This window comes from Afipia sp. GW822-FHT04G07, from assembly GCF_058800765.1.
In genome coordinates, this window is the sequence record NZ_JBXAMP010000001.1 from 2,224,929 (window position 1) to 2,248,881 (window position 23,953).

General features: G+C 62.5%; 18 protein-coding genes. 9 read left to right on the forward strand and 9 right to left on the reverse strand.

The window, feature by feature from the left end; all coding sequences use genetic code 11:
- Position 1: 1 nt before the first annotated feature.
- Complete coding sequence (locus tag AC1RKJ_RS10960) at positions 2-1,021, reverse strand: LLM class flavin-dependent oxidoreductase (RefSeq protein ID WP_492790990.1); 1,020 nt, start codon at positions 1,019-1,021, stop codon at positions 2-4.
- A 457-nt stretch (positions 1,022-1,478) separates the two neighbouring features.
- On the opposite strand from AC1RKJ_RS10960, the gene metF reads away from it, so the two are divergent.
- From metF to AC1RKJ_RS10975, 3 genes are all read left to right on the forward strand, one after another.
- Complete coding sequence (metF, locus tag AC1RKJ_RS10965) at positions 1,479-2,387, forward strand: methylenetetrahydrofolate reductase [NAD(P)H] (protein ID WP_492790991.1); 909 nt, start codon at positions 1,479-1,481, stop codon at positions 2,385-2,387.
- Between the two features lie 4 nt (positions 2,388-2,391).
- A complete protein-coding gene (gene metH, locus AC1RKJ_RS10970; protein WP_492790992.1) occupies positions 2,392-6,243 on the forward strand; it encodes a methionine synthase in 3,852 nt (1,283 codons plus the stop codon).
- Between the two features lie 311 nt (positions 6,244-6,554).
- On the forward strand, positions 6,555-7,157 hold the full coding sequence (locus AC1RKJ_RS10975) for a hypothetical protein (RefSeq protein ID WP_492790993.1): 603 nt from the start codon (positions 6,555-6,557) through the stop codon (positions 7,155-7,157).
- A gap of 78 nt (positions 7,158-7,235) precedes the next feature.
- Here the strand turns inward: AC1RKJ_RS10975 and AC1RKJ_RS10980 are convergent, their stop codons facing one another.
- From AC1RKJ_RS10980 to AC1RKJ_RS11015, 8 genes are all read right to left on the reverse strand, one after another.
- Positions 7,236-7,943 (reverse strand): carbonic anhydrase family protein, encoded by a 708-nt coding sequence (locus AC1RKJ_RS10980; protein ID WP_492790994.1) that lies wholly within the window; start codon positions 7,941-7,943, stop codon positions 7,236-7,238.
- A 93-nt stretch (positions 7,944-8,036) separates the two neighbouring features.
- Positions 8,037-9,545, reverse strand: a complete 1,509-nt coding sequence (gene glpK / locus AC1RKJ_RS10985; RefSeq protein ID WP_492790995.1) for a glycerol kinase GlpK — start codon at positions 9,543-9,545, stop codon at positions 8,037-8,039.
- Positions 9,546-9,664: 119 nt separating this feature from the next.
- Positions 9,665-10,438 carry an SDR family NAD(P)-dependent oxidoreductase gene (locus AC1RKJ_RS10990; RefSeq protein WP_492790996.1) on the reverse strand — a complete coding sequence of 258 codons (774 nt, stop codon included), beginning with the start codon at positions 10,436-10,438 and terminating at the stop codon, positions 9,665-9,667.
- Between the two features lie 23 nt (positions 10,439-10,461).
- On the reverse strand, positions 10,462-11,604 hold the full coding sequence (gene pimD / locus AC1RKJ_RS10995; protein ID WP_492790997.1) for a pimeloyl-CoA dehydrogenase small subunit: 1,143 nt from the start codon (positions 11,602-11,604) through the stop codon (positions 10,462-10,464).
- Positions 11,605-11,786: 182 nt separating this feature from the next.
- On the reverse strand, positions 11,787-12,974 hold the full coding sequence (gene pimC, locus AC1RKJ_RS11000) for a pimeloyl-CoA dehydrogenase large subunit (RefSeq protein ID WP_492790998.1): 1,188 nt from the start codon (positions 12,972-12,974) through the stop codon (positions 11,787-11,789).
- Between the two features lie 71 nt (positions 12,975-13,045).
- Positions 13,046-14,230, reverse strand: a complete 1,185-nt coding sequence (locus AC1RKJ_RS11005; RefSeq protein WP_492790999.1) for an acetyl-CoA C-acyltransferase — start codon at positions 14,228-14,230, stop codon at positions 13,046-13,048.
- On the reverse strand, positions 14,227-15,912 hold the full coding sequence (pimA, locus tag AC1RKJ_RS11010) for a dicarboxylate--CoA ligase PimA (RefSeq protein WP_492791000.1): 1,686 nt from the start codon (positions 15,910-15,912) through the stop codon (positions 14,227-14,229). Before pimA ends, AC1RKJ_RS11005 begins: the two co-directional genes overlap by 4 nt.
- A gap of 4 nt (positions 15,913-15,916) precedes the next feature.
- Positions 15,917-18,004, reverse strand: coding sequence for a 3-hydroxyacyl-CoA dehydrogenase NAD-binding domain-containing protein (locus AC1RKJ_RS11015; RefSeq protein WP_492791001.1), 2,088 nt, complete (start codon positions 18,002-18,004; stop codon positions 15,917-15,919).
- A gap of 124 nt (positions 18,005-18,128) precedes the next feature.
- Here AC1RKJ_RS11015 and AC1RKJ_RS11020 point away from each other — a divergent pair, with 124 nt between their 5' ends.
- The 6 genes from AC1RKJ_RS11020 to AC1RKJ_RS11045 all read left to right on the forward strand — a co-directional run bounded on the left by AC1RKJ_RS11020 (position 18,129) and on the right by AC1RKJ_RS11045 (position 23,852).
- Positions 18,129-19,010 carry an IclR family transcriptional regulator gene (locus AC1RKJ_RS11020; protein ID WP_492791002.1) on the forward strand — a complete coding sequence of 294 codons (882 nt, stop codon included), beginning with the start codon at positions 18,129-18,131 and terminating at the stop codon, positions 19,008-19,010.
- 60 nt (positions 19,011-19,070) lie between these two features.
- Positions 19,071-19,868, forward strand: a complete 798-nt coding sequence (locus AC1RKJ_RS11025; RefSeq protein ID WP_492791003.1) for an ABC transporter ATP-binding protein — start codon at positions 19,071-19,073, stop codon at positions 19,866-19,868.
- On the forward strand, positions 19,865-20,578 hold the full coding sequence (locus AC1RKJ_RS11030; RefSeq protein ID WP_492791004.1) for an ABC transporter ATP-binding protein: 714 nt from the start codon (positions 19,865-19,867) through the stop codon (positions 20,576-20,578). Before AC1RKJ_RS11025 ends, AC1RKJ_RS11030 begins: the two co-directional genes overlap by 4 nt.
- 10 nt (positions 20,579-20,588) lie before the next feature.
- On the forward strand, positions 20,589-21,467 hold the full coding sequence (locus AC1RKJ_RS11035) for a branched-chain amino acid ABC transporter permease (protein WP_492791005.1): 879 nt from the start codon (positions 20,589-20,591) through the stop codon (positions 21,465-21,467).
- 2 nt (positions 21,468-21,469) lie between these two features.
- Complete coding sequence (locus AC1RKJ_RS11040; RefSeq protein ID WP_492791006.1) at positions 21,470-22,483, forward strand: branched-chain amino acid ABC transporter permease; 1,014 nt, start codon at positions 21,470-21,472, stop codon at positions 22,481-22,483.
- Between the two features lie 139 nt (positions 22,484-22,622).
- A complete protein-coding gene (locus AC1RKJ_RS11045; protein WP_492791007.1) occupies positions 22,623-23,852 on the forward strand; it encodes an ABC transporter substrate-binding protein in 1,230 nt (409 codons plus the stop codon).
- Positions 23,853-23,953 lie beyond the last annotated feature (101 nt).

Consider the following 23,953-nt stretch of genomic DNA (forward strand, 5'->3'; position numbering starts at 1 on the left):
ACTACGCCGCCGCCTGCTTTCCGATCCCGAACGCATCCGCGAGCAGGCTGTACGACCGCTTGCGCGCCTCGTGATCGTAGGTCGCCGTGATCACCATCACCTCGTCGGGCTTGCTGGTCTCGATCAGCGGCGCGATCTGTTGCATCACGGTCTGCGGCGAGCCGGTAAACAGCCGCGAGCGGTTGCGCGCGATGCTGGCCCGCTCGGCATCGGTGTACGGGTAGGCCTGCGCCTCCTCGATACTCGGCAGCGGCTGATATTGGCCGCGGTCGCGCAGCAGACGGTTGAGATCGGCTGACGACGCCAGCCGGTCCGCTTCCGCGTCGGTCTCGGCCATGATGACGGCGATCGCCAGAATGGCATGCGGCGTCTCACGCCAGCGCGATGGCTTGAAGTGCGCGCGGTAGTGAATCATCGCATCTGCCGCGTCATGCGAGGCGAAGTGATGCGCGAACGCGAAGCCCATGCCGATCTGCGCGGATAACTGCGCGCTGTAGTCGCTCGATCCCAATAGCCAGATCGGCGGCAGCGGCGCGTCATCCGGCATCGCAATGACCTTGTTGTACGGATGCCCCTCGGGAAACTCGCGGGTCTCCCACAGGGTCAGTTCGATCAGGCGCTCGATGAAATCGTCGCCGCCGCGCGGATCGAACCGCTGGCGCAGCGCATGCATGGTGGTCTGATCGGTGCCGGGCGCGCGGCCGAGCCCGAGATCGATGCGGCCGGGAAACAGTCCCTCCAGCATCTTGAAGCGTTCGGCCACCATCAGCGGCGCGTGGTTCGGCAGCATCACGCCGCCGGAGCCGACGCGAATGCGCTGCGTTGCCGCTGCGATCTGTCCGATCATGATTTCGGGCGCGGGTGACGCGACCGACGAAAGACTGTGATGCTCCGCCAGCCAGTAGCGGGTGTAGCCGAGACGGTCGGCGTGCTTCGCCAGATCGATGCTGTTGCGCAGCGACTGGGACGGCCTGGTGCCGGTGGTGACGACCGAGAGGTCGAGAATGGAAAGCGGGGTCATGAAACCCAAGCTAGTGGCTTGCGCGCGCCTGACAACGCGGCAGCGGCGCATGTCATCCAGCCGGCCGTCGCAGGATTGATGGGCAGACCATATTGAGCGATGATATTGATTGAATTTCTGCCCACTTCGGTTGAGTGCCGAAGGGGCTATTTGGTCGCTAAATTGCTAGTATTATTAGGAAATTTAAATGAAATTACATCCAGTCACTTGATACAAGGGCTTGGGAAGGTCATATCTTTAGGAGGTATTGGGCAGTTTCCCACGGCAAAGACCCTTCGATGGGCTGTCGGAAATCGCCCGTTTCCCCTATTTTATCCTGCAATGGCGAACTGGTGACCGACTTCGCCCCAAAGGGCGGAATCAGGGCACGGCGCATCGCCACAACCGCCCGCCCGGAATTCAGCGCGCCGCCGGTTGGCCATCTAATTCGATCTCTTTGATTCTGGAGTTGTGAAGCGTGACGAGTGAGACAGTTTCCGCCGGATCGCAGGCGCAAAAGCTCCCGACCATTTCCTTCGAGTTCTTTCCTCCCAAGACGGAGGAGATGGAGCGCAATCTTTGGGACGTGATCAACCGGCTTGCGCCGCTGACGCCGAACTTCGTGTCGGTGACCTATGGCGCCGGCGGCTCGACCCGCGAGCGCACCCACTCCACCATCGCGCGCATTCTCAACGAGACCAAGCTGACGCCCGCTGCGCATCTTACCTGCGTCGCCGCCACCAAGGCAGACATCGATGACGTGGTCGCGCGCTATCATGAGGTCGGCGTCCGTCACATCGTGGCGCTGCGCGGCGATCCCACCACCGGCATCGGCACCGCTTATGCGGCGCATCCCGACGGCTACCAGACCTCGGCCGATCTCGTCGCCAGCATCAAGAAGCGTTATCCCGATATCGACGTCACCGTGTCGGCCTATCCGGAGAAACATCCCGAGAGCGCCGACTTCGACGCCGACATCGACGCGCTGAAAGCCAAGGTCGACGCAGGCGCCACCCGCGCCATCACCCAGGTGTTCTTCGACAACGATCTCTACTTCCGGTACCTCGACCGGGTGCGGGCGCGCGGCATCGATATTCCGGTCGTGCCGGGCATCATGCCGATGCACAATTTCAAGCAGGCGCGCAACTTCGTCACCCGCGCCGGCACCACCGTGCCGTCATGGCTGGCCGACAAATTCGAGGGTCTCGACGACGATGCCGAAACACGCAAGCTGGTGGCCGCGACCGTGGCCGCCGGGCAAGTGCAGAAGCTTGCCAAGCATGGCGTCGAGAATTTTCACTTCTATACGATGAACCGTGCGGATCTCGTGTTCGCCATCAGCCACCTTTTGGGCATTCGCCCGAGCGGTGCGCAGAAAGCTGCGTGATCCTATGACCGTGAAGACATCTCCGACCGCCGACCATTTCCGCGCGCTCGCCCGCGAACGCATCCTCGTGCTCGACGGCGCGATGGGCACCATGATCCAGGGCCTGCAATTCGACGAAGCGGCGTTTCGCGGCGAACGCTTCAAGGATTTCCATCGCGACGTCAAAGGCAACAACGACCTTCTGATCATCACCCAGCCGCAGGCCATCGAGGACATTCATTTCGCCTATCTCGCGGCGGGCGCGGACATCGTTGCGACCAACACGTTCTCGTCGACCTCCATCGCGCAAGCCGACTACGACATGTCGGACCTTGCCTATGAACTGAATCTTGATGGCGCGAAGCTCGCGCGCAACGCCGCAAACCGCGCCACCGCAAAGGACGGCAAGCCGCGCTTTGTCGCCGGCGCGCTTGGCCCGACCAACCGTACCGCGTCGATTTCGCCGGACGTGGCCAACCCCGGCTACCGCGCGGTGACCTTCGACGACCTGCGGATCGCCTATAGCGAGCAGATCAACGGCTTGCTCGACGGCGGCGCGGATCTGCTGCTTGTCGAGACCATTTTCGACACGCTGAACGCCAAGGCCGCGCTCTACGCCATTGCGGAGATTTCCGAAGCGCGAGGCATCCATGTGCCGGTGATGGTCTCCGGCACCATCACCGACAAGTCGGGACGCCTGCTGTCCGGCCAGTTGCCGGAAGCGTTCTGGTACTCGGTGCAGCACGCCAACCCGATCACCATCGGCTTCAATTGCGCGCTCGGCGCAGAAGACCTCCGCGCGCATATCGCAGATATCGGCCGCGTCGCCGACGCGCTGGTCTGTGCCTACCCGAACGCCGGCCTGCCGAACGAGTTCGGCCAGTACGATGAGTCGCCGGAATACATGGCGCGGCTTGTCGGCGAATTCGCCGCATCTGGCCTTGTCAATGTGGTCGGCGGCTGCTGCGGCACCACGCCGGATCACATCAAAGCCATCGCGGAAGCCTGCGCGCCGCACAAGCCGCGCATCGTTCCTGAAATTCCGCCGCTGCTGCGGCTCTCGGGCCTCGAGCCGTTCAATCTCACATCCGATATTCCGTTCGTGAACGTCGGCGAGCGCACCAACGTCACCGGATCGGCGCGCTTCCGCAAGCTCATCAAGGAAGGCGACTTCACGGCGGCGCTTCAGGTCGCGCGCGATCAGGTCGAGAACGGCGCGCAGGTCATCGACGTCAACATGGACGAGGGCCTGCTGGATTCGAAGCAGGCGATGATCGACTTCCTCAATCTCGTCGCCTCCGAGCCAGACATCGCCAAGGTGCCGGTGATGGTCGATTCGTCGAAGTTCGACGTGATCGAGGCCGGCCTGAAGTGCGTTCAGGGCAAGCCCATCGTCAACTCAATCTCGATGAAAGAGGGCGAGGAGAAATTTATCCACGAGGCGACCATCGCGCGGCGTCATGGCGCGGCCGTGGTCGTGATGGCATTCGACGAGGTCGGACAGGCCGACACCTATGAGCGCAAGATCGAGATCTGCAAGCGGGCCTATGATCTTCTGGTGGAGAAGCTGAACTTCCCGCCGCAGGACATCATTTTCGATCCGAACATCTTCGCCATCGCGACGGGTCTTGAAGAGCACAACAATTACGGCGTCGATTTCATCGAGGCGACGCGCTGGATCCGGCAGAACCTGCCGCACGCGCATATCTCCGGCGGCGTCTCCAACCTGTCGTTCTCGTTCCGCGGCAATGAGCCGGTCCGCGAAGCGATGCATTCGGTGTTCCTGTATCACGCCATCAAGGCCGGCATGGACATGGGCATCGTCAATGCCGGACAGATGGTGATCTACGACGACATCGATCCGGAACTGCGTCAGGTCTGCGAGGACGTCATCCTCAACCGCGATCCCGCAGCGCCGGAGAGGCTGCTGGAACTCGCGGAAAAATTCCGCGGCAAAGGCAAGCAGGTCAAGGAGCAGGATCTCTCCTGGCGCGAGTGGCCGGTGGAAAAGCGCCTGAGCCATGCGCTGGTCAACGGCATCACCGAATACATCGACGCCGACACCGAAGCCGCGCGCCTCACAGTCGAGCGGCCGCTACACGTGATCGAAGGTCCGCTGATGGACGGCATGAACATCGTCGGCGACCTGTTCGGCGCGGGCAAGATGTTCCTGCCGCAGGTGGTGAAGTCCGCGCGCGTGATGAAGCAGGCGGTCGCCTATCTGATGCCGTTCATGGAAAAGGAAAAGGCCGACAATCTTGCCGCTGGCATTGCCGGCGACGGACGCAGTTCCGCCGGCAAGATCCTGCTTGCCACCGTGAAGGGCGACGTGCACGACATCGGCAAGAACATCGTGGGCATCGTGCTCCAGTGCAACAATTTCGAGGTGATCGATCTCGGCGTCATGGTGCCGGCGAGCAAGATCATCGAGACCGCGAAAGCCGAGAACGTCGATATCATCGGCCTGTCCGGGCTGATCACGCCGTCGCTCGACGAAATGGCGTTTATGGCCGCCGAACTTGAGCGCCTCGGCCTCAACCTTCCGCTGATGATCGGCGGCGCGACCACCAGCCGCGTCCACACCGCGGTGAAGATCGATCCTGCCTACAAGAGCGGGCCGGTGATCCATGTCAACGACGCCAGCCGCGCGGTCGGCGTCGCCTCGTCCCTGATGTCTCCCGAGAAGCGCGAGGAATACGCCCGCGAAGTCCGCGCCGACTACGCGAAGATTTCGGCGGCGCATTTCAAGGCGCAGCAGGACAAGAAGCGGCTCAAGCTCGAGGCCGCGCGCGCCAACGCGCATCAGATCGACTGGGCGAACACCAAGCCGACAAAGCCGACCTTCATCGGCACGAAGAGCTTCAGCGACTATTCGCTCGCGGAACTGGCCGAGTACATCGACTGGACGCCGTTCTTCCAGACCTGGGAGCTGACCGGGCGCTTCCCGGCCATTCTCGACGACCCGAAAGTCGGCGAAGTCGCGCGCTCGCTCTATAACGACGCGCGCAAGATGCTCGATCTGATCGTCAAGGAGAACTGGTTCAAGGCCTCGGCCACCATCGGTTTCTGGCCGGCCAACGCGGAAGGCGATGACATCGTTCTCTACAGCGACGAGGCGCGCAAGAAGCCCTTGACCACGCTGCACACGCTGCGCCAGCAGTTGGAGAAGCGCGAAGGCCGCAAGAATGTCGCGCTGTCGGACTTCATCGCACCCACATCGAGCGGCGTGCCCGATTACATCGGCCTGTTCGTGGTCACCGCCGGCATCGGCGAGGATGTCATCGCGGATCGTTTCAAGCACGCCAACGACGACTACTCGTCGATCCTCGTGAAAGCGCTGGCGGATCGCCTCGCGGAAGCCTTCGCCGAGCGGATGCATCAGCGCGTGCGCAAGGAGTTCTGGGGCTACGCGCCGGACGAAGCCCTGAAGCCCGACGAACTGATCCTCGAGCAATACGCCGGCATCCGCCCCGCGCCGGGCTATCCGGCGCAGCCCGATCACACCGAAAAGGCGACGCTGTTCAAGCTGCTCGACGCCGAGCGCACCGCAGGCGTGACGCTGACCGAAAGCTTTGCGATGTGGCCGGGCTCATCGGTATCGGGGCTCTATTTCAGCCATCCGGAAAGCTATTACTTCGGCGTCGGCAAGATCGAACAGGATCAGGTCGAGGACTACGCCGAACGCAAGGGCATGAGCGTCGCGGAGACCGAGCGCTGGCTGGCGCCGATCCTGAACTACATTCCGTCGCGCGAGATGCCGGCCGAGACGGACGATGATGTCGCAGCGCTGCCGCTGGCGAAACATCCGCCGGGGTGCGGCTGTGCCATGCACATGCGCCTGAACCAGAAGCCGCGCGCGGAAGCTGTTCCGAACTGAGCCTGACGTTCGTCATTGCGAGCCAACGGGTCGGCGCGAAGTCGCCGCCCGATGCAGGCCCCCGCGAAGCAATTTCAGAAAACAAGATTGGATTGCTTCGTCGCTTCGCTCCTCGCAATGACACCGCGGGATATATCCCTTTCAATTAAATTTGACGGCGCATGTTGGCCGCGCGATCACACGCGCGTGTGTTCCGACGTGAGGAACTTCTCCTCACGCGCGTGTGACTCCGATTGGCATGGAACCCGGAACAGCATCGTCAATGAGACGTTGATGCGCTGCAACGACCCCACCCACCAAAGGAGCAAAATATGAAAAAGGTGACATTTTTCGCCGCTGCTGCGGCTGTGACCGCATTGGTTGCCTCGCCCGCAATGGCGCAGGATTCCATGAAGCCGCGAGCTGAAAAGCAAATCAGCGCCAAGCACATGAAGAAGCATCATGCGTCGTCCAAGCATATGAAGCGACATCAGGCGCGCGCGCAGCGCACCGATGAACTGGCGTCCGGCGACAACTGGAATGGTCGTGACACCTGGAATAACCGCGACTCCGGCTTCTGGCCTGCTGACGTGGTCGGCGGCGCAATCGGCACCGCGGGCGCAATCGCCGGCACGGCTGTCGGCACCGCAGGCGCGATCGCAACGGCACCGTTCGGTGGCCCGAACTACAATCGCGGGCCTTACTACAGCGACGCGAGCGGTTATCCCTATGGCAACCGTCATCGTTATGGCGGCGGCGCTTACGCCTCGACGAATTACGTCAGCGGCTGGAATGAGCCGGGATACTCCGGCGAGTACACCTATAACGGCATCGCGATGCCTGCAGCCGCGAGCTATGACGCCCGCAATGGCTTCACCTGCCGGCCGGGCAGTGTGACCCGTCTCGCGAACGGCCAGCGCCTGTTCTGTCAGTAACCGTTCTGTCGGTAACGATGAGCGCATGAATCATGGCGGCCGGGGGGGGCTCCGGCCGCCATTCTTGCGATCCTGCCACTACATGAAGCTGACGCGTCCGGTCGCGAGGTCGTGCATCGCGCCCACGATACGGAGTTGGCCGGATGTCACCAGCCCCTTGAGAACGGGGCTTCGCGACGTCAGGCCGGCGACGGCCATCCGGACATTGGTTTCAGCCACGGCTTGAACGAATGCCGCGTTTTTCGACACTCGCTCGCCACTGGCCTTGCTTGCGGCCACGGCGGGCCTGATGTTGGCGAGAGTCGCCGTCAGATTTCCCAGCTTGACGTTATCGACGGCGCCCTTGATGGCTCCGCAGTCGTTGTGCCCCAGCACGACGATCGCCCGCGCACCCGCGACCTTGGTCGCGAATTCGAGACTGCCGATGATGTCGGTGTTGACAAAATTTCCCGCGACGCGCGCGCAGAACACATCGCCGATACGCTGGTCGAACACCAGTTCGGGCGGCACGCGGGAATCGATGCAGCCGACAATGGCGGCGAACGGCGCCTGTGTCGCCGCGGTCCCCTTCACCTGCTCGATCAGATCGCAATTGATGGTTTTGCCACTGAGGAGCCGCGCGTTGCCCTCCTTCAGGCGGGCCAAAGCCTCATCCGGAGTTTTGGACTGCTGACGATCTGGCGTCATGACCGCGCATTCCACCGGCGCGGCTTGCGCGCGGGCCGCTGCGACCCCCGACACCAAGGCGAGTGAGGCGCAACGGCAAAACGAACGGCGGCTCAACATGAGCAAGCTCCCTGAAAATCGGCGAGCGCCACTCTTGGGTCAAACCCGTTAAAAAGATGCAACCACGCCGTCACGCGCGGCACTATCGCGCGCCTAATCCCCGTCCGGATCGCTGGCGAGCACGCCCTTGACCGCCTGCGACCAGCCCTTGAGTTTGCGCGTGCGCGTGGCGTCGGACATGTTCGGCCGGAAGCGCCGTTCCAGCCGCCAGGAATCCGCAAAGCGCGACGGCTCGGGATAGATGCCCGCGCCGAGACCCGCGAGATAGGCCGCGCCCACCGCAGTGGTTTCCTGAATCATCGGCCGGTCGACCGGCGCATTCAGCAGGTCCGACAGCCGCTGCATGGTCCAGTCCGACGCCGTCATGCCGCCATCGACCCGCAGCACGGTGTTGGTCTCCTTCGCTTCCGGCCAGTCGGCGCGCATCGCGGCCCACAGGTCGTAAGTCTGGTAGCAGACGCTCTCCAGAACGGCGTGCGCAAGCTCCGCCGGCCCGGTATTGCGCGTCAGGCCGAACAGCGCGCCGCGCACCCGCGGATTCCAGTACGGCGCGCCGAGGCCGACGAACGCCGGCACCAGATAAACCGATTGCGTGGAGTCGTTGGCGTCGGCGAGCGGACCGGTCTCGCTGGCGTGCTTGATGAGGCCGAGCCCGTCGCGCAGCCACTGCACGGCGGAGCCTGCGACGAAGATCGACCCTTCCAGCGCGTAGGTGCGCTGACCGTTCAACTGATACGCAATCGTGGTGAGCAGCTTGTTCTTCGAGGCCACCGCCGTGGTGCCGGTGTTGAGCAATGCGAAACACCCGGTGCCGTAGGTGGATTTCATCATGCCCGGCGAAAAACACGCCTGCCCGATGGTGGCGGCCTGCTGATCGCCGGCGATGCCGCGAATGGCGATCGCGCCGCCAAGCAGATGCGGCTCGGTCTCGCCGAAATCCGCCGATGAATCCCGCACATCCGGCAGCATCGAGCGCGGTACGCGCAGCAGCTTCAACAGATCGTCGTCCCACGCGCCGGTGTGGATGTTGAACAGCAGCGTACGCGAGGCATTGGTCGCATCGGTGGCGTGGACCTTGCCGCCGGTCAGCCGCCACAGCAGATACGAATCCACCGTGCCGAACATCAGTTCGCCGCGCTCGGCCCGCTCGCGCGCGCCCGGAACGTGATCGAGTATCCACGCGACTTTCGTGCCGGAGAAATACGGATCGATGATCAGGCCCGTTCGCGCGCTGATCAGCGGCTCGTGACCTTCGGACTTCAACCGCGCGCAGATGTCGGCGGTGCGCCGGTCCTGCCAGACGATGGCGCGATGCACGGCCTGACCGGTGGCGCGATCCCAGACCACGGTGGTCTCGCGCTGATTGGTGATGCCGATGGCCGCGATGTCGGCGGCCTTGACGTCCGCCTTGCTCATGGCCTCGCGGCAGGTCGCCACCGTCGAGGTCCAGATATCCTCCGGTTCGTGCTCGACCCAGCCGGACGCCGGGAAATGCTGCTGGAATTCCTGCTGCGCCTGCGCCGCAATGGAAATGTCCGACCGAAATACAATGGCGCGCGACGATGTCGTGCCCTGATCGATGGCAAGGATATGCGACGCCATTCCGTTTCCTCGAATGCTTTTCGTTTTTGGTTCGAGTCGCAAACAAAGCGATTACGGACGCGCGCGTCAATATGGATGGAGCTATCCCCACCGTCATAAGGGGGAGGGATAAAGCAAAGCTACACCGCCGCCGTGGTGACGCCGCCGTCGATGACGATGGTCTGGCCGGTCATGAAGGTGGAGGCGTCGGAGGCGAGATAGACCACCGCGCCGGCGATTTCATGCGGCTCGCCGATCCGGCGCAGGGGCGTGGTCGCGGTGCGGCGCGCCAGCAGCGCCTCGTCTTCCCACAGCGCGCGGGCGAAATCCGTCTTCACAAGGCCCGGCGCGATGCAGTTCACCCGCACATTTTTCGGGCCCCACTCGCCCGCCAGACTCCGCGCCAGCGAGAAGTCCGCCGCCTTGGAGATGCCGTAGGCGCCGATCACGGTCGAGCCACGCAGTCCGCCGATGCTGGAGATAATGACGACGGAGCCGCCGCCCTGTTCAGCCATTTTCGGCATCGCCAGCTTGCAGAGCCAGATGTTGCTCTTGATGTTGGCGCCCATGATCTTGTCGAAGGCTTCATCGGTAATGTCGAGCAACGGGCCGTAATAGGGATTCACCGCCGCGTTGCAGACGAGAATGTCGATCCGGCCGTAGTGTTTCACGGTGCCGCCGATCAGCGCATCGACCTCGTCGCGGCGGCTGATGTTGCAGGCGATGACATGGGCATCGCCGCCATTCTTGCGGATGCCGTCCGCGACCTCGTTGCAGGCGTCCGCCTTGCGGCTGGAGACGACGACCTTCGCCCCCATCCGCGCCAGCAACTCAGCCGAGGCGCGGCCGATGCCGCGGCTCGAGCCGGTGACGACGGCCACTTTTCCCGCCAGATCAAATGGCGATGTGGTCATGGCCGCGTCTCCAGCTTTGGTTATCAGACCAGATTGCCCGCCTCGCTGACGCGGCGCAGGTGATAGTCCGTGTCTCCGAACGTGCTTTCGATCATGGTCAGCCGCTTGAAGTAATGGCCGATCTTCAGTTCCATGGTCATGCCGACGCCGCCGTGAAGCTGGATCGACTGCTGGCCGACGAACTTAAGCGACTTGCCGATCTGCACCTTCGCCGCAGCGACCGCCTGCGATCGCTCCTTGGCATCCTCGAAATCGGAAGCCATGGTGGCGAACATCGACATGCTGCGCGCCTGCTCAAGGGCGACGAACATATCCGCCGCGCGGTGCTGCAAGGTCTGGAACTGGCCGATGGCCACGCCGAACTGCTTGCGGGTCTTGAGGTACTCGACGGTCGACTTCAGCGACTCGTCCATCGCGCCGACGGCTTCGGCGCACATCGCGATGCGAGCCTCGTCCACCACGCGCTCGATCAGCGGCAGGCCGTTCTCGGCGTCACCGATCACGGCATCCGCGCCGACCTCGACGCCTTCGAACCGGATGTCCGCTGCGCGCATCCCGTCCTGGGTCGCGTAGCCCTTGATGGTGACTCCCTTGGCATTCGCGGGCACCAGAAACGCGCCGATGCCAGTGCGATCGCGCTGGCCACCCTTGGTGCGCGCGGTCACGATCAGCGTGTCCGCCGTCTCGCCGTGCAGCACGACGAATTTCTCGCCGTCGATCACCCAGCCGCTGCCCTTTTTCTTGGCCGTGGTCGTCACGTCCGCGAGGTTATAGCGCGAGCTTTTCTCGAGCTGCGCGAAAGCGAGCGTCTTGCTGCCGTCGATGATCGACGGAATATGCGCCGCCTTCTGTTCGGCCGAACCGCCGAGGCGCAGGAAGCTACCGCCGAGCACGACGGTCGCGAGATAAGGCTCCAGCACCAGCGCCTTGCCGAGCGCTTCCATCACGATAGCGGTTTCCACCGCGCCCGCGCCGAAGCCGCCGTCATCTTCCGAGAACGGCAGGCCGAGCAGACCCTGCTCCGCGAGCTTGCTCCAGACCGTCTTGCTCCAGCCGCCCTTTTCCTTGGCGTACTTCTTGCGCTGGTCGAAATCGTACGAGTTGGCCAGAAGGCCGTCGACGCTGTCTTTCAGGAGCCGCTGCTCCTCGGACAAATCAAAATCCATTTCCTGCCTCCAATTGCACCCGGTGATCCACCGGCGCATCAACAAAACAAATCGTCATGCCCGCGCTTGTCGCGGGCATCCACGTCTTTCTGTCCCGAAGCAAGACGTGGATGGCCGGGTCGAGCCCGGCCATGACGGCATATGAGTTCCTCTCCCCGCAAGAGCGGGGCGAGGGAGAAGCCTTACAGACCCAGCACGGCCTTGGTGATGATGTTGCGCTGAATCTCGTTCGAGCCTCCATAGATGGAGACCTTGCGATAGTTGAAGTAGCCCGGCGCGACATGGGTCGCCCAGCTCGCTTCCTCGTTGCTCTTGTCGTCTTCCGGCGCGTAAGGCAGCGCGAACGGCCCGGTGATCTCGAGCAGCAGTTCGGTGATGGTCTGCTGGATCTCGGAGCCCTTGATCTTGAGGATCGAGGAGGCCGGGTCCGGCTTGCCCTTGCCGTTCTTGTGCTCGTTGGCGACGACGCGCATCTGCGTCAGTTCAAGCGCCTTGAGTTCGATCTCGGTCGCGGCCAGCTTTTCACGGAACCGCGAATCCTCGATCAGCGGCTTGCCGTCCTGTTCGACCTTGGATGCAAGGTCGCGAATGCGGCGGATGCGCTCCTTCGACATGCCGACGCGCGCGATGTTGGTGCGCTCGTTGCCAAGCAGGAATTTTGCGTAATCCCAGCCCTTGTTCTCCTCGCCGACGAGGTTTTCCACCGGCACCTCGACGTCGTCGAAGAACACTTCGTTGACTTCCGCGCCGCCGTCGATGGTCTGGATCGGGCGCACGGTGACGCCGCGCGATTTCATATCAAACAGGATGAACGAAATACCCGACTGCTTCTTCGCATCGGGGTCGGTGCGGCAGAGACAGAAAATCCAGTCGGCGTGCTGCGCCAGCGTGGTCCATGTCTTTTGGCCGTTGATGATGTAGACGTCGCCCTTGCGCTTGGCGGTGGTCTTCAGCGAGGCAAGGTCAGAGCCTGCGCCCGGCTCGGAGAAGCCCTGGCACCACCAGTCGTCGAGGTTCGCGATGCGCGGCAGGTAATGCTTCTTCTGCGCCTCGTTGCCGAAGGTGTAGATCACCGGACCGACCATGTTCACGCCGAACGGCAGCGGCGATGGCGCCGGCGCGGCCTGCAACTCTTCGAGAAAGATATACTGCTGCACCGGCGTCCAGCCCGTGCCGCCGTATTCCTTCGGCCAGTGCGGAACGGCCCATCCCTTCTTGTTCAGGATGCGCTGCCAGTTCACCAGATCTTCCTTGCTGGTGTGACGGCCTTCCACCAGCTTCTTGCGGATGTCGGCCGGGAGACTTTCCTTGAAGAAGGTCCGCACCTCGTCGCGAAATGCCAGTTCTTCCTTGCTGAAACTAAGATCCATCGGACCCTCCTTGGGCAATTTATCGTTGTGCTCACCTCCCCTTTTCAGGGGAGGTGAAAGCTCTCAAAAGTTTACTGAAGGATCTCGAACAGGCCGGCCGCACCCTGGCCCCCGCCGATGCACATGGTCACGACGCCATACTTCGCCTTGCGGCGACGGCCTTCGATCAGAACGTGGCCCGCGAGGCGCGAACCGGTCATGCCGTAAGGATGGCCGACCGCGACGGAGCCGCCGTTGACATTCAGCTTCTCCGGATCGATTCCCAGCTTGTCGCGGCAATAGATCACCTGCACCGCGAAGGCTTCGTTCAACTCCCAGATGTCGATATCGTCGATCTTGAGGTTGTGACGCTTGAGCAGGCGCGGAATCGCGAAAACCGGACCGATGCCCATTTCATCCGGCTCGCAGCCGGCGGACACGAAGCCGCGGAAGATGCCAAGCGGCTTGAGGCCCTTCTTCGCGGCCATCTCGCCGCTCATGATCACAGCGGCGCTGGCGCCGTCCGACAACTGGCTGGCGTTGCCCGCAGTGATGAAGCCGCCTTCGCGCACCGGCTTCAGGCCGGCGAGGCCTTCCGCGGTGGTCTCGGGACGCGGACCTTCGTCCTGCGACAGCGTGATCTCCTTGAACGAAATTTCCTTGGTGACCTTGTCGGCGACCGCCATCTTGGTGGTCATCGGCGCGATTTCTTCCTTGAAGCGGCCGCCCTGTTGCGCAGCAGCGGTACGGCGTTGGCTCTCGAGCGAGTATTCGTCCTGCTTCTCGCGCGAAATACCATACCGCTTCGAGACGACTTCGGCGGTGTCGAGCATCGCCATGTAGACGTCGCCCTTGATCTTCACCAGTTCAGGATCGACCGCGTGAAACTTGTTGATGTGATCGTTCTGCACGAGGCTGATCGATTCACCGCCGCCGGCAACGGCGATCTCGACGCCGTCGTAGATCACCGAACGTGCTGCGAGCGCGATGGCCTGCAAGCCCGAGGCGCACTGGCGATCGATGGTGGTGCCGCCGACAGACACAGGAAGACCGGCGCGAAGCGCGGCCTTGCGCGCGATGTTACCGCCGGTGGTGCCCTGCTGCATGGCAGCGCCCATCACCACGTCCTCGATCTCGGCGCCGTCGATGCCGGCGCGCTTCACGGCGTGCTCGATCGCGTGGCCGAGCAACGTCGCGCCTTCGGTGTTGTTGAACGCGCCGCGATAGGCCTTGCCGATCGGCGTGCGGGCGGTGGAAACGATAACGGCTTCGGTCATGAACGACCTCCTGTTGCAAGTTTGGGTTGTTGTTGAATGTGATGGCGTTGCTGGTTGCGCAATTCGTGGCGCGAGAGTTTTCCGACGCTGGTGCGCGGCAATTCTTTCATGAACTCCACCGCCACCGGCAGTTCGTGCTTGCCGAGCTTGCCGGTCAGGAATGCGCGAAGCTCGTCGATGGTGAACGGCTGCGCGTTGGCGCGCAGGGTCACGAAGGCTTTGGACGCTTCGCCGCGATAGTCGTCGGGGATTCCGATCACGATGACTTCCTGCACCGACGGATGCTGATAGATCGCCTGCTCGATCATCTGCGGATAGACGTTGAAACCGCCGGAGATAATCAGGTCTTTCTTGCGGTCGACCAGATAGAAATAGCCGTCGCTGTCCATATAGCCAATGTCGCCGGTGAGAAAACGGTCGCCGACAAACGACTCGGCGGTTTCCGCCTCGCGATTCCAGTAACCCTTTGTGACGTTCGGACCGCGAATGCGGATTTCGCCGGTCTCGCCGACAGGCATGACCTTTTTCGGATCGTCCAGCGAGACCACATCCATCTCGATACCGGGCAGCATCAGCCCGATGGAGCCCGGCTTCTCCGGGCCTTCCGGCGGATGGCCGGTGCCGGGCGAGCAGGTTTCGGTCATGCCCCACCCGCTTTTCAGCGTGATGTTGGTCTTGCGCTGGAAAACCTTCGCGACCTCCACCGGCAGCGGCGCGCCGCCCGAGCCGCAAAACGCCAGCGACGACAGATCGCGGCTGTCGAGATCAGGCAGGCTCGCGATGGCGATCCACATGGTCGGGACACCGGGGAACGCGGTGGCGCGCTTGACCTCGATGTCGCGCATCACGGCATCCAGATCAAAGCGCTGGTGCAGCGAAATCAGGTCGCCGTTCTTCAGCGTGCGCAGCAGGACGACCGTGAGCGCGTAGATATGAAACAGCGGCAGCACCAGGATGACGCGCTCGATGGTATTGCGCTCGGCCTTCTGCTTCGCGCTCCACACGTCGTAGATCGATACCGCCGAGGTGAGATTGCCGTGGGTCAGCATCGCGCCTTTCGGCAGGCCTGTGGTGCCGCCGGTATATTGCAGCAACGCGATGTCATCGGCGCTGACGTCGGGCCATTTGACGGGTGGCTGCGCGCCTTTGACGAAATCCTTGAACGTCATGATCGCAGGATTTGACGGGATCGCGGCCTGCGGATTGCCCACCGCCCCCCATGTCTCGTCCTCGCAGACGATCAGGCGATCGAGCAGGCCCTTGTCGAAAAATTTCAGCGCCGTGGGCAACAGCGTCGACAGGCTGCTGGTGACAAGGATGCGCGCGCCGGAATCCTTCAGCTTGTGGGTGAGCGCGATCTCGCCGTCCAGCGGACTGAGATGCACCACGCGCGCGCCGGCCTTCAGCGCGCCGAAGAAATTCACCGGATGATCCGGCGAATTTCCCAGAAACAACGCAACAGATGCGCCCGTGGACGCACCCGCGCGAAGAAACGCCGATGCCGCGACATCGACCATATCCTGCAACTGGACGAAGCTGATGGTGCGGTCGCGATATTCGATCGCCGGGCGCGATCCGAAATCCGCAGCCGCCTTGGACAACAGATCCGGCAGCGTGCCGCGTGAGATCGGTGAATCCCAGCGGACGCCCTCCGGATAATATTGTTCCCCGGGACGGGTCATGACATCAGCCCTTGGCGAGGGACGCGAATGTCTTGCCTTCGTCAGCCAGACGCTTGAGCAGCGGCGTCGGCTCCAGCGACGGATCGTTGGTCTGCTTGGCGTAGAACGACAGCCGTTCCGCGATCTTCTTCAGGCCGACCTGATCGGCGTAGAACATCGGGCCGCCGCGATAGATCGGCCAGCCGTAGCCGTAGAGCCAGACCACATCGATGTCGCTCGGGCGCGCCGCGATCTTCTCTTCAAGGATGCGCGCACCCTCGTTGATCATCGGGTACATCAGGCGTTCAAGGATTTCATCGTCGCTGATCTGGCGGCGCTTGAGGCCGAGCTTGGCGGTGGTTTCCTCGATCAGCTTTTCGATTTCCGGATCCGGCAGCGGCGCGCGCGAGCCGGCTTCGTACTTGTAGTAACCCTTGCCGGTCTTCTGGCCGAAGCGCCCGGCCTCGCAGATCGCGTCGGCGATTTCCGACTTGATGCCGCGGTCCTGGCGCGAGCGCCAGCCGATATCGAGACCCGCAAGATCGCCCATGGCGAACGGACCCATCGGCATGCCGAACTTGGTGAGCACCGCATCGACCTGCTGCGGCAATGCGCCTTCGAACAGGAACTTTTCGGCCTGCTTGCCGCGAGCGGCCAGCATACGGTTGCCGACAAAGCCGTCGCACACGCCGACGACCACCGGCACCTTGGCGATGCGCTTGGCGATGGATACCGCCGTCATCAGCGCGTCCGGCGCGGTCTTCTCGCCGCGCACGATTTCGCACAGCTTCATGACGTTGGCGGGTGAGAAGAAGTGCATGCCCAGCACGTCCTGCGGACGCTTGGTCATGGCGGCGATGGCATTGATGTCGAGATACGAAGTGTTGGTGGCAAGAACCGCGCCGGGCTTGGCGAACTGGTCGAGCTTGCCGAACACCTCCTTCTTGATCGCCATGGTCTCGAACACGGCCTCGATGATGAGGTCAGCATCCTTGACGTTCTCGATGCCAACCACGCCCTTGATGAGACCCATGCGCTTGGCGGGCGCGTCAGCCGGAATGCCGCCGCGCGCGGCGGTGGCGTCGTAGTTCTTCTGCATGATGCCGAGGCCGCGCTTGAGCTGCTCCTCGCCGGTCTCGATCAGCGTTACCGGGATTCCGGCATTGACGAACGACATCGCAATGCCGCCGCCCATGGTGCCGGCGCCGATGATGGCGACCTGCTCGACCTTGCGCGGCTTGGTACCTTCGGGAACGCCCGCGACCTTCGCGGCTTCGCGCTCGGCGAAAAACGCATAGCGCTGCGCCTTCGACTGATCGCCGTTCATCAGCTTGAGGAAAAGTTCGCGCTCGGACTTCAAGGCCTGATCGAACGGCTGGTCGAGCGAGTGGCTGACGGCTTCGGCTGCGGCGAGCGGCGCTTCCAGTCCGCGATTGCGCTTATTTGCCGCGGCAGCCGCGTTGGTGAAGATCGACTTGTCGGCCTTGGCCGCGGCGAGCTTGGAATCGTCGTCGCGCAGCCTGAGCGCCGGACGCTTTTCCGCGAGCACCTTGCGCGCGAACGCTTCGCCGCCCACCGCGGGCGCTCCGTCGACGATTTCCTGGATCAATCCGTTCTTGAGCGCGTCCGCGGCGCCGATCGGCTCGCCGGTCACAATCATCTTGACGGCGAGTTCGGGACCGACCGCGCGCGGCAGGCGCTGCGTGCCGCCCGCGCCCGGCAGCAAGCCGAGTTTCACTTCCGGAAGGCCGAGCTTCGCATCCTTGGTGGCGACGCGGAAATGCGCGCCGAGCGCGAGTTCCAGCCCGCCGCCCAGTGCTGTTCCGTGAATTGCGGCAATGACCGGCTTCGGGGAATTTTCAATCCCGGCGATCACATCATGCAGGCTCGGCGACTGCGGCGGCTTGCCGAATTCGGTGATGTCCGCACCGGCAATGAATGTTCGCCCTGCGCACGCGATCACGATGGCCTGAACTTGGGGATCCGCCGCCGCGCTCTGAACGCCTTCCAGAATACCTTTGCGCACCGCAGCGCTCAGCGCGTTTACCGGAGGGCTATCCACAGTGACGATAGCAACCGCGTCACGACGTTCCACCTTGACCACTTCGCTCACGCAACTCTCCTTGGACTGCTTGTTTTCATGTTTCGCAGTGCGGAATTTAATTCCACATCTTGACACGGAGGGATATTTTGAAGCACGTCGCTTGTCAACGAAGACCACCCATGCGGCAGGACCGATGAAACGCCCTCCCAAAAAACCCGCGACAGATCGAAGTTTTGTCATCGCACTCTCGCGAGGGCTCGATGTCTTGCGCGCGTTTCGTCCGAGCGACGGCCTTTTGGGAAATCAGGAAATCGCCGCGCGGACAAATTTGCCGAAGCCGACCATCTCGCGGCTGACCTACACGCTGACAAAGCTCGGTTATCTCACGCCGGTTCCGCGCTTCGAGAAATACCAGCTGGCGCCCGCCGCGATGGCGCTCGGATATTCGGCGCTCGCCAACATGGGCATTCGCCATCTGTCCGATCCGTATCGCGACCAGTTGATGCGCGAGACCGGCGGCGCCGTCGCGATCGGCGCGCGCGACCGCCTGAGCATGATTTATTTCGGACAGAGCCGCAGCGAACTCACCGTCGGCGTGCTGCTCGACGTCGGATCTAAAGTGCCGATCGCAACAACCGCGATGGGCCGCGCTTACCTGTGGGCGCTGCCCGACGACGAGCGCGCGAACCTGATGCGCGAGATCAAGGAACATGTCGGCAGCAACTGGCCGAAGGTGCGGGACGGCATCGAACGCGCCGGCGAATGCATCGCCAAGCACGGCTTCGCGATGTCGGCCGGCGAATGGCACAGCGACATTCACGCCGTCGGCGTCGCCCTCAAGCTGAACGACGGAACCGGACCCTACGCCTTTAATTGTGGCGCACCGGCTTTCAAATTCAGTGAAGTTCTATTACAGAACTCTATTGGACCTCGCCTCGTGGCGATGGTAAGGAACATCGAAACCGCGCTGACGGGCAGTGTCGCGCGCGGATCGCAAAACAAAGAAACTACACACATCAAGAAAATGAAAACTCCAGGAGGGAAAGTTGCCCGTATTGTTGAGGGGATCAGATAGCCGCCGTCGTCGCGGATTCAGGCAGATCTGGGCAAGACAGTTCCACAAAGGAACCAAGGCATGATGCAGGCTCAGGTCGCGCAGGGGCATCAGCCTTTGCTCGCGGTACGCGACGTCAGCGTCGTGTTCGGCGGCATCATCGCGTTGAATGGCGTGTCGTTCGACATGAAGAAGGGCCAGATCCTCGGCTTGATCGGCCCGAACGGCGCCGGCAAGACGACGCTCTTCAATTGTCTCAGCAGGCTCTATCAGCCCAGCAAGGGCGATATCCTGATGGAAGGCGAGAGCATTCTCGATCGCCAGCCGTCGAAGATCGCCGAGACCGGTATCGGCCGCACGTTCCAGAACGTCGCGCTGTTTCCGCGGCTGACGGTGCGCGACAACATCCGCATCGGCGGCCACTGCCGCACCAAGAGCGACATCATCAGCGACGCCTTGAAGCTGCCGTGGATCCGCGAGCAGGAACGCCTTCTCAACGACAAGGTGCATGAAATCCTCGACTACCTCGAACTGCACGACGTCGCCGACCGCGAGGTCTCGGGTCTGCCGTTCGGAACGCAGAAGCGCGTCGAACTCGGCCGCGCGCTCGCCGCCGAACCGAAGATCCTGCTGCTCGACGAGCCCGCCGGCGGCCTCAACCATGAGGAGGTCTATGTGCTGGGCGACCTGATCTGCCGCATCCGCGACGAACGGCACATCACGGTTCTTCTGGTCGAACATCACATGGGACTGGTGATGAAGATCGCCGACCATGTCGTCGCGCTGAATTTCGGCAAGAAGCTTGCTGAAGGCACTCCGTCCCAGGTGCAGTCCGACCCCGACGTCATCAAGGCCTATTTGGGGAGCAAGGACTCATGAAGACGATGCTGACGATCAAGGATCTGCGGGCCTATTACGGCCAGATCCAGGCCCTTCACGGCCTTGAGTTCACGCTCAACGAAGGCAGCGTAACCACGCTGCTCGGCGCCAACGGCGCCGGCAAGACCACGACGCTGCGCGCGATCTGCAACATGATCCGCTCGACGGGCAATATCGAGTTCGAAGGCAAGCCGCTGACCGGCATGTCGACCGAAAACGTCGTCCGTCTCGGCATCGCCCACGTTCCGCAGGGCCGCGGCACCTTCACCAACATGACGGTTGAGGAAAACCTGCAGCTCGGCGCGATCTCGCGAAGCGACACCAAGAACATCGAGGGCGATATCGAGCGCATGTACGCGCACTTCCCGGTGCTCAAGCAGCGTCACACCCAGCAGGCCGGCACGCTGTCCGGCGGCGAACAGCAGATGCTCGCGGTCGCCCGCGCGCTGATGCTGCGTCCCCGGCTGATGCTGCTCGACGAGCCGTCGTTCGGTCTCGCGCCGCTGGTCGTGCGCGACCTGTTCGGCATTCTCGGCAAGATCAACCGCGAGGACAAGGTGACGATCCTGGTGGTCGAACAGAACGCCCAGCTCGCGCTTGAACTCGCGGAAAAGGCCTATGTGATCGAAACCGGACGCATCGTGATGTCGGGAAGCGCGAAGGAAATCGCGAACAACGAAGACATCCGCAAATCCTATCTCGGATACTGAGGACGCAGCCATGGAACTGTTTACCAACCAAGTCCTGGCTGGCATTGCCACAGGCGCGATCTACGCCTGCATGGCGCTGGCCATCGTCATGATCTACCAGGCGATCGACCACCTCAACTTCGCCCAGGGCGAAATGGCGATGTTCTCGACCTTCATCGCCTGGCAATTGATGCAGTGGGGTCTCGGCTTCTGGCCGGCCTTCCTGCTGACGCTCATCATCTCGTTCGCCGGCGGCATCGTCATCGAACGCGCGCTGTTCAAGCCGCTCACCAACGCGCCCATCCTGGCGCAGGTGGCGGGCTTCATCGCGCTGTTCGCCATTCTCAACAGCGTCGCGGGCCTGACCTGGGATTTCACGATCAAGCAGTTCCCCTCGCCGTTCGGGTCATCCGGCTTCCTCGGCAGCCAGCTGATCTCGACCCATCAGGCCGGCATGATCGGCGTCACGCTGCTGCTGCTGATCCTGCTGTTCATCTTCTTCCGCTTCACGCGCATCGGCCTCGCAATGCGCGCCGCGGCGTCGCTGCCTGAATCCGCGCGCCTCGTCGGCATCAACACAAGCTGGATGATCGCGCTCGGCTGGGGCATGGCCAGCGCCATCGGCGCCATCGCCGGCATGCTGATCGCACCGGTGGTGTTCCTCGAGCCCAACATGATGGGCGGCATCCTGCTCTACGGCTTCGCGGCCGCGGTACTCGGCGGCCTCACCAGCCCGCTCGGCGCGGTGATCGGCGGCTTCCTGGTCGGCGTCTTCGAAAACCTCGTGGGCACTTATATTCCAGGTGTCGGCAATGAACTGAAACTGCCCATCGCGCTGGCACTGATCATCCTCGTGCTTGTCATCAAACCGTCCGGCTTGCTTGGCCGCGCCATCGTACAGCGAGTTTAATCATGAGCACAGTTCAGGACTCAGTCTCCCAGCCCGCAGCGGTCGCCGCGCCATCCAAGAAATCGATGACGGTCGGCACCACCGCAACACTGGTGATGCTCGCACTACTGGTTCTCACGCCACTGTTCGTGAAGAACTTCATCATCTTCCAGATGACGATGGTGCTGATCTACGCCATCGCCATCCTGTCCCTCAACATCCTGACCGGCGGCAGCGGACAGTTCTCGCTGGGCCAAAGCGCCTTCTATGCTGTGGGTGCCTATACCGCCGGCATCATGATGGAGCACATGGGCGTCAACTACGTGCTGACGCTGCCAGCGGCCGGCATCATCTGCTTCATCTTCGGCTTCCTGTTCGGCTTCCCCGCGTTGCGGCTTTCGGGCGTGTATCTGGCGCTCGCGACATTTGCTCTGGCGGTCGCGATGCCGCAATTGCTCAAGCTCGGCGCGTTCGAACACTGGACCGGCGGCGTGCAGGGTCTCGTCATCACCAAGCCGGACGCTCCGTTCGGCCTGAAGATGTCGCAGGACATGTGGCTGTACTACTTCACACTGTTCGTCTCGGCACTGATCTACATCCTGGCCGTCAACCTGCTGCGAAGCCGGTCCGGCCGCGCCATGATGGCGATCCGCGACAACCCGATTGCAGCCTCGGCCATGGGCATCGATCTGCCGCTGTACAAGACGCTGACATTCGGCGTCAGCGCCGCTTTCACCGGGATCGCCGGTGCGCTCGGCGCCATCGTGGTGCAGTTCGTGGCGCCCGACAGCTTCACCATCCAGCTCGCGATCGCCATCTTCCTCGGCATGGTCGTCGGCGGCGTCGGCTGGCTGCCGGGATCGCTGGTCGGCTCGGCGTTCATCGTGTTCGTACCAAATGTGGCCGAGCACATCTCAAAGGGCCTCTCGGGCGCCGTCTTCGGCGTGCTGCTGTTCGTGGTCATCTTCCTCGTGCCGCATGGTGCGCGGCAGGTGGCCTACATGATCGAGGCCTTGTTCCGCAGGAAAAAGACTTAACTCCTAAAGTCTGATTACATTCATCTGAATTCAGGCTTGTTGTTATCCGCCTGTTTGAGCATGATCTTTTCGGAAAACCGGTTTCCATCGAAACCGGTTTTTCGCTATGCGGAATACCGCACTCTAGGGAGAAATTAAAATGTTATCTAAACTCAAGTTTAGCGCGGCAGCTGTGTCGGCAATCGCCGCGCTCGCCATAACGAGCGGCAGCGCTCTCGCGCAAAAGAAATACGACACCGGCGCGACCGACACCGAAATCAAGATCGGCAACATCATGCCCTACAGCGGACCGGCATCCGCCTACGGCGTCATCGGGAAGATGGAAGAAGCCTACTTCAAGATGATCAACGATCAGGGCGGCATCAACGGCCGCAAGATCACCTTCATCACCTATGATGACGGCTACTCGCCTCCGAAGGCTGTCGAGCAGGCGCGCAAGCTGGTCGAGAGTGACGAAGTGCTGCTGGTGTTCGGACCGCTCGGCACGCCGTCGAATTCCGCAATCCAGAAGTATCTGAACGCGAAGAAAGTGCCGCAGCTGTTCGTCGCCACCGGCGCCACCAAGTTCGGCGAGCCGAAGGAGTTCCCGTGGACCATGGGCTGGCAACCGGCCTATCAGAGCGAAAGCCGCGTCTACGCCAAGCATCTGCTTGCGACCAAGCCCGATGCGAAGATCGCGGTCATGTACCAGAACGACGACTTCGGTAAGGACATGCTCAAGGGCCTGAAGGACGGCCTCGGCGCGAAGGCGTCGCAGATCATCGCGGAGGAAAGCTATGAAGTGTCCGAGCCGACCATCGACTCGCACATCATCAAGCTGAAGGCCTCGGGCGCGGACGTCTACTTCAGCTTCACCACCCCGAAGTTCGCGGCGCAGAGCCTCAAGAAGGTCGCGGAACTCGGCTGGAAGCCGATGTACTTCCAGAGCAACGTCGGCGCGTCCGTCGGCAGCGTGCTCAAGCCTGCCGGCTTCGAGACCGCGCAAGGCATCCTGTCGGCGGCCTACGCCAAGGACGGCGCGGACCCGCAGTGGGACAACGATGAGGGCATGAAGAAATTCTACGCCTTCCTCGCCAAGTATGCGCCGGACATGAACAAGACCGACGGTTCGGTCGTGTACGGCTACGGTCAGGCGCAAACCCTGGTGCAGGTTCTCAAGCAGGCGGGCGACAACCTCACCCGCGAGAACGTCATGAAGCAGGCCGCAAGCCTGAAGGACTTCACCCCGGACACCTTGCTGCCGGGCGTCAAGATCAACACCAGCGCGACCGACTTCTACCCGATCGACCAGCTGCAGATCATGCAGTTCAAGGGCGAGAAGTACGAACTGATCGGCCCGATCATCAACGGCGGAATGGGCGGCAGCTAAGGTTCGCGCTGCGAAACTGACTGAAGATTAAATCAGCCCCCTGCGACCCGGTCGCGGGGGGCTTTTCGTTGAACGCGCCCGGCAAAGGGTATTGAATATCT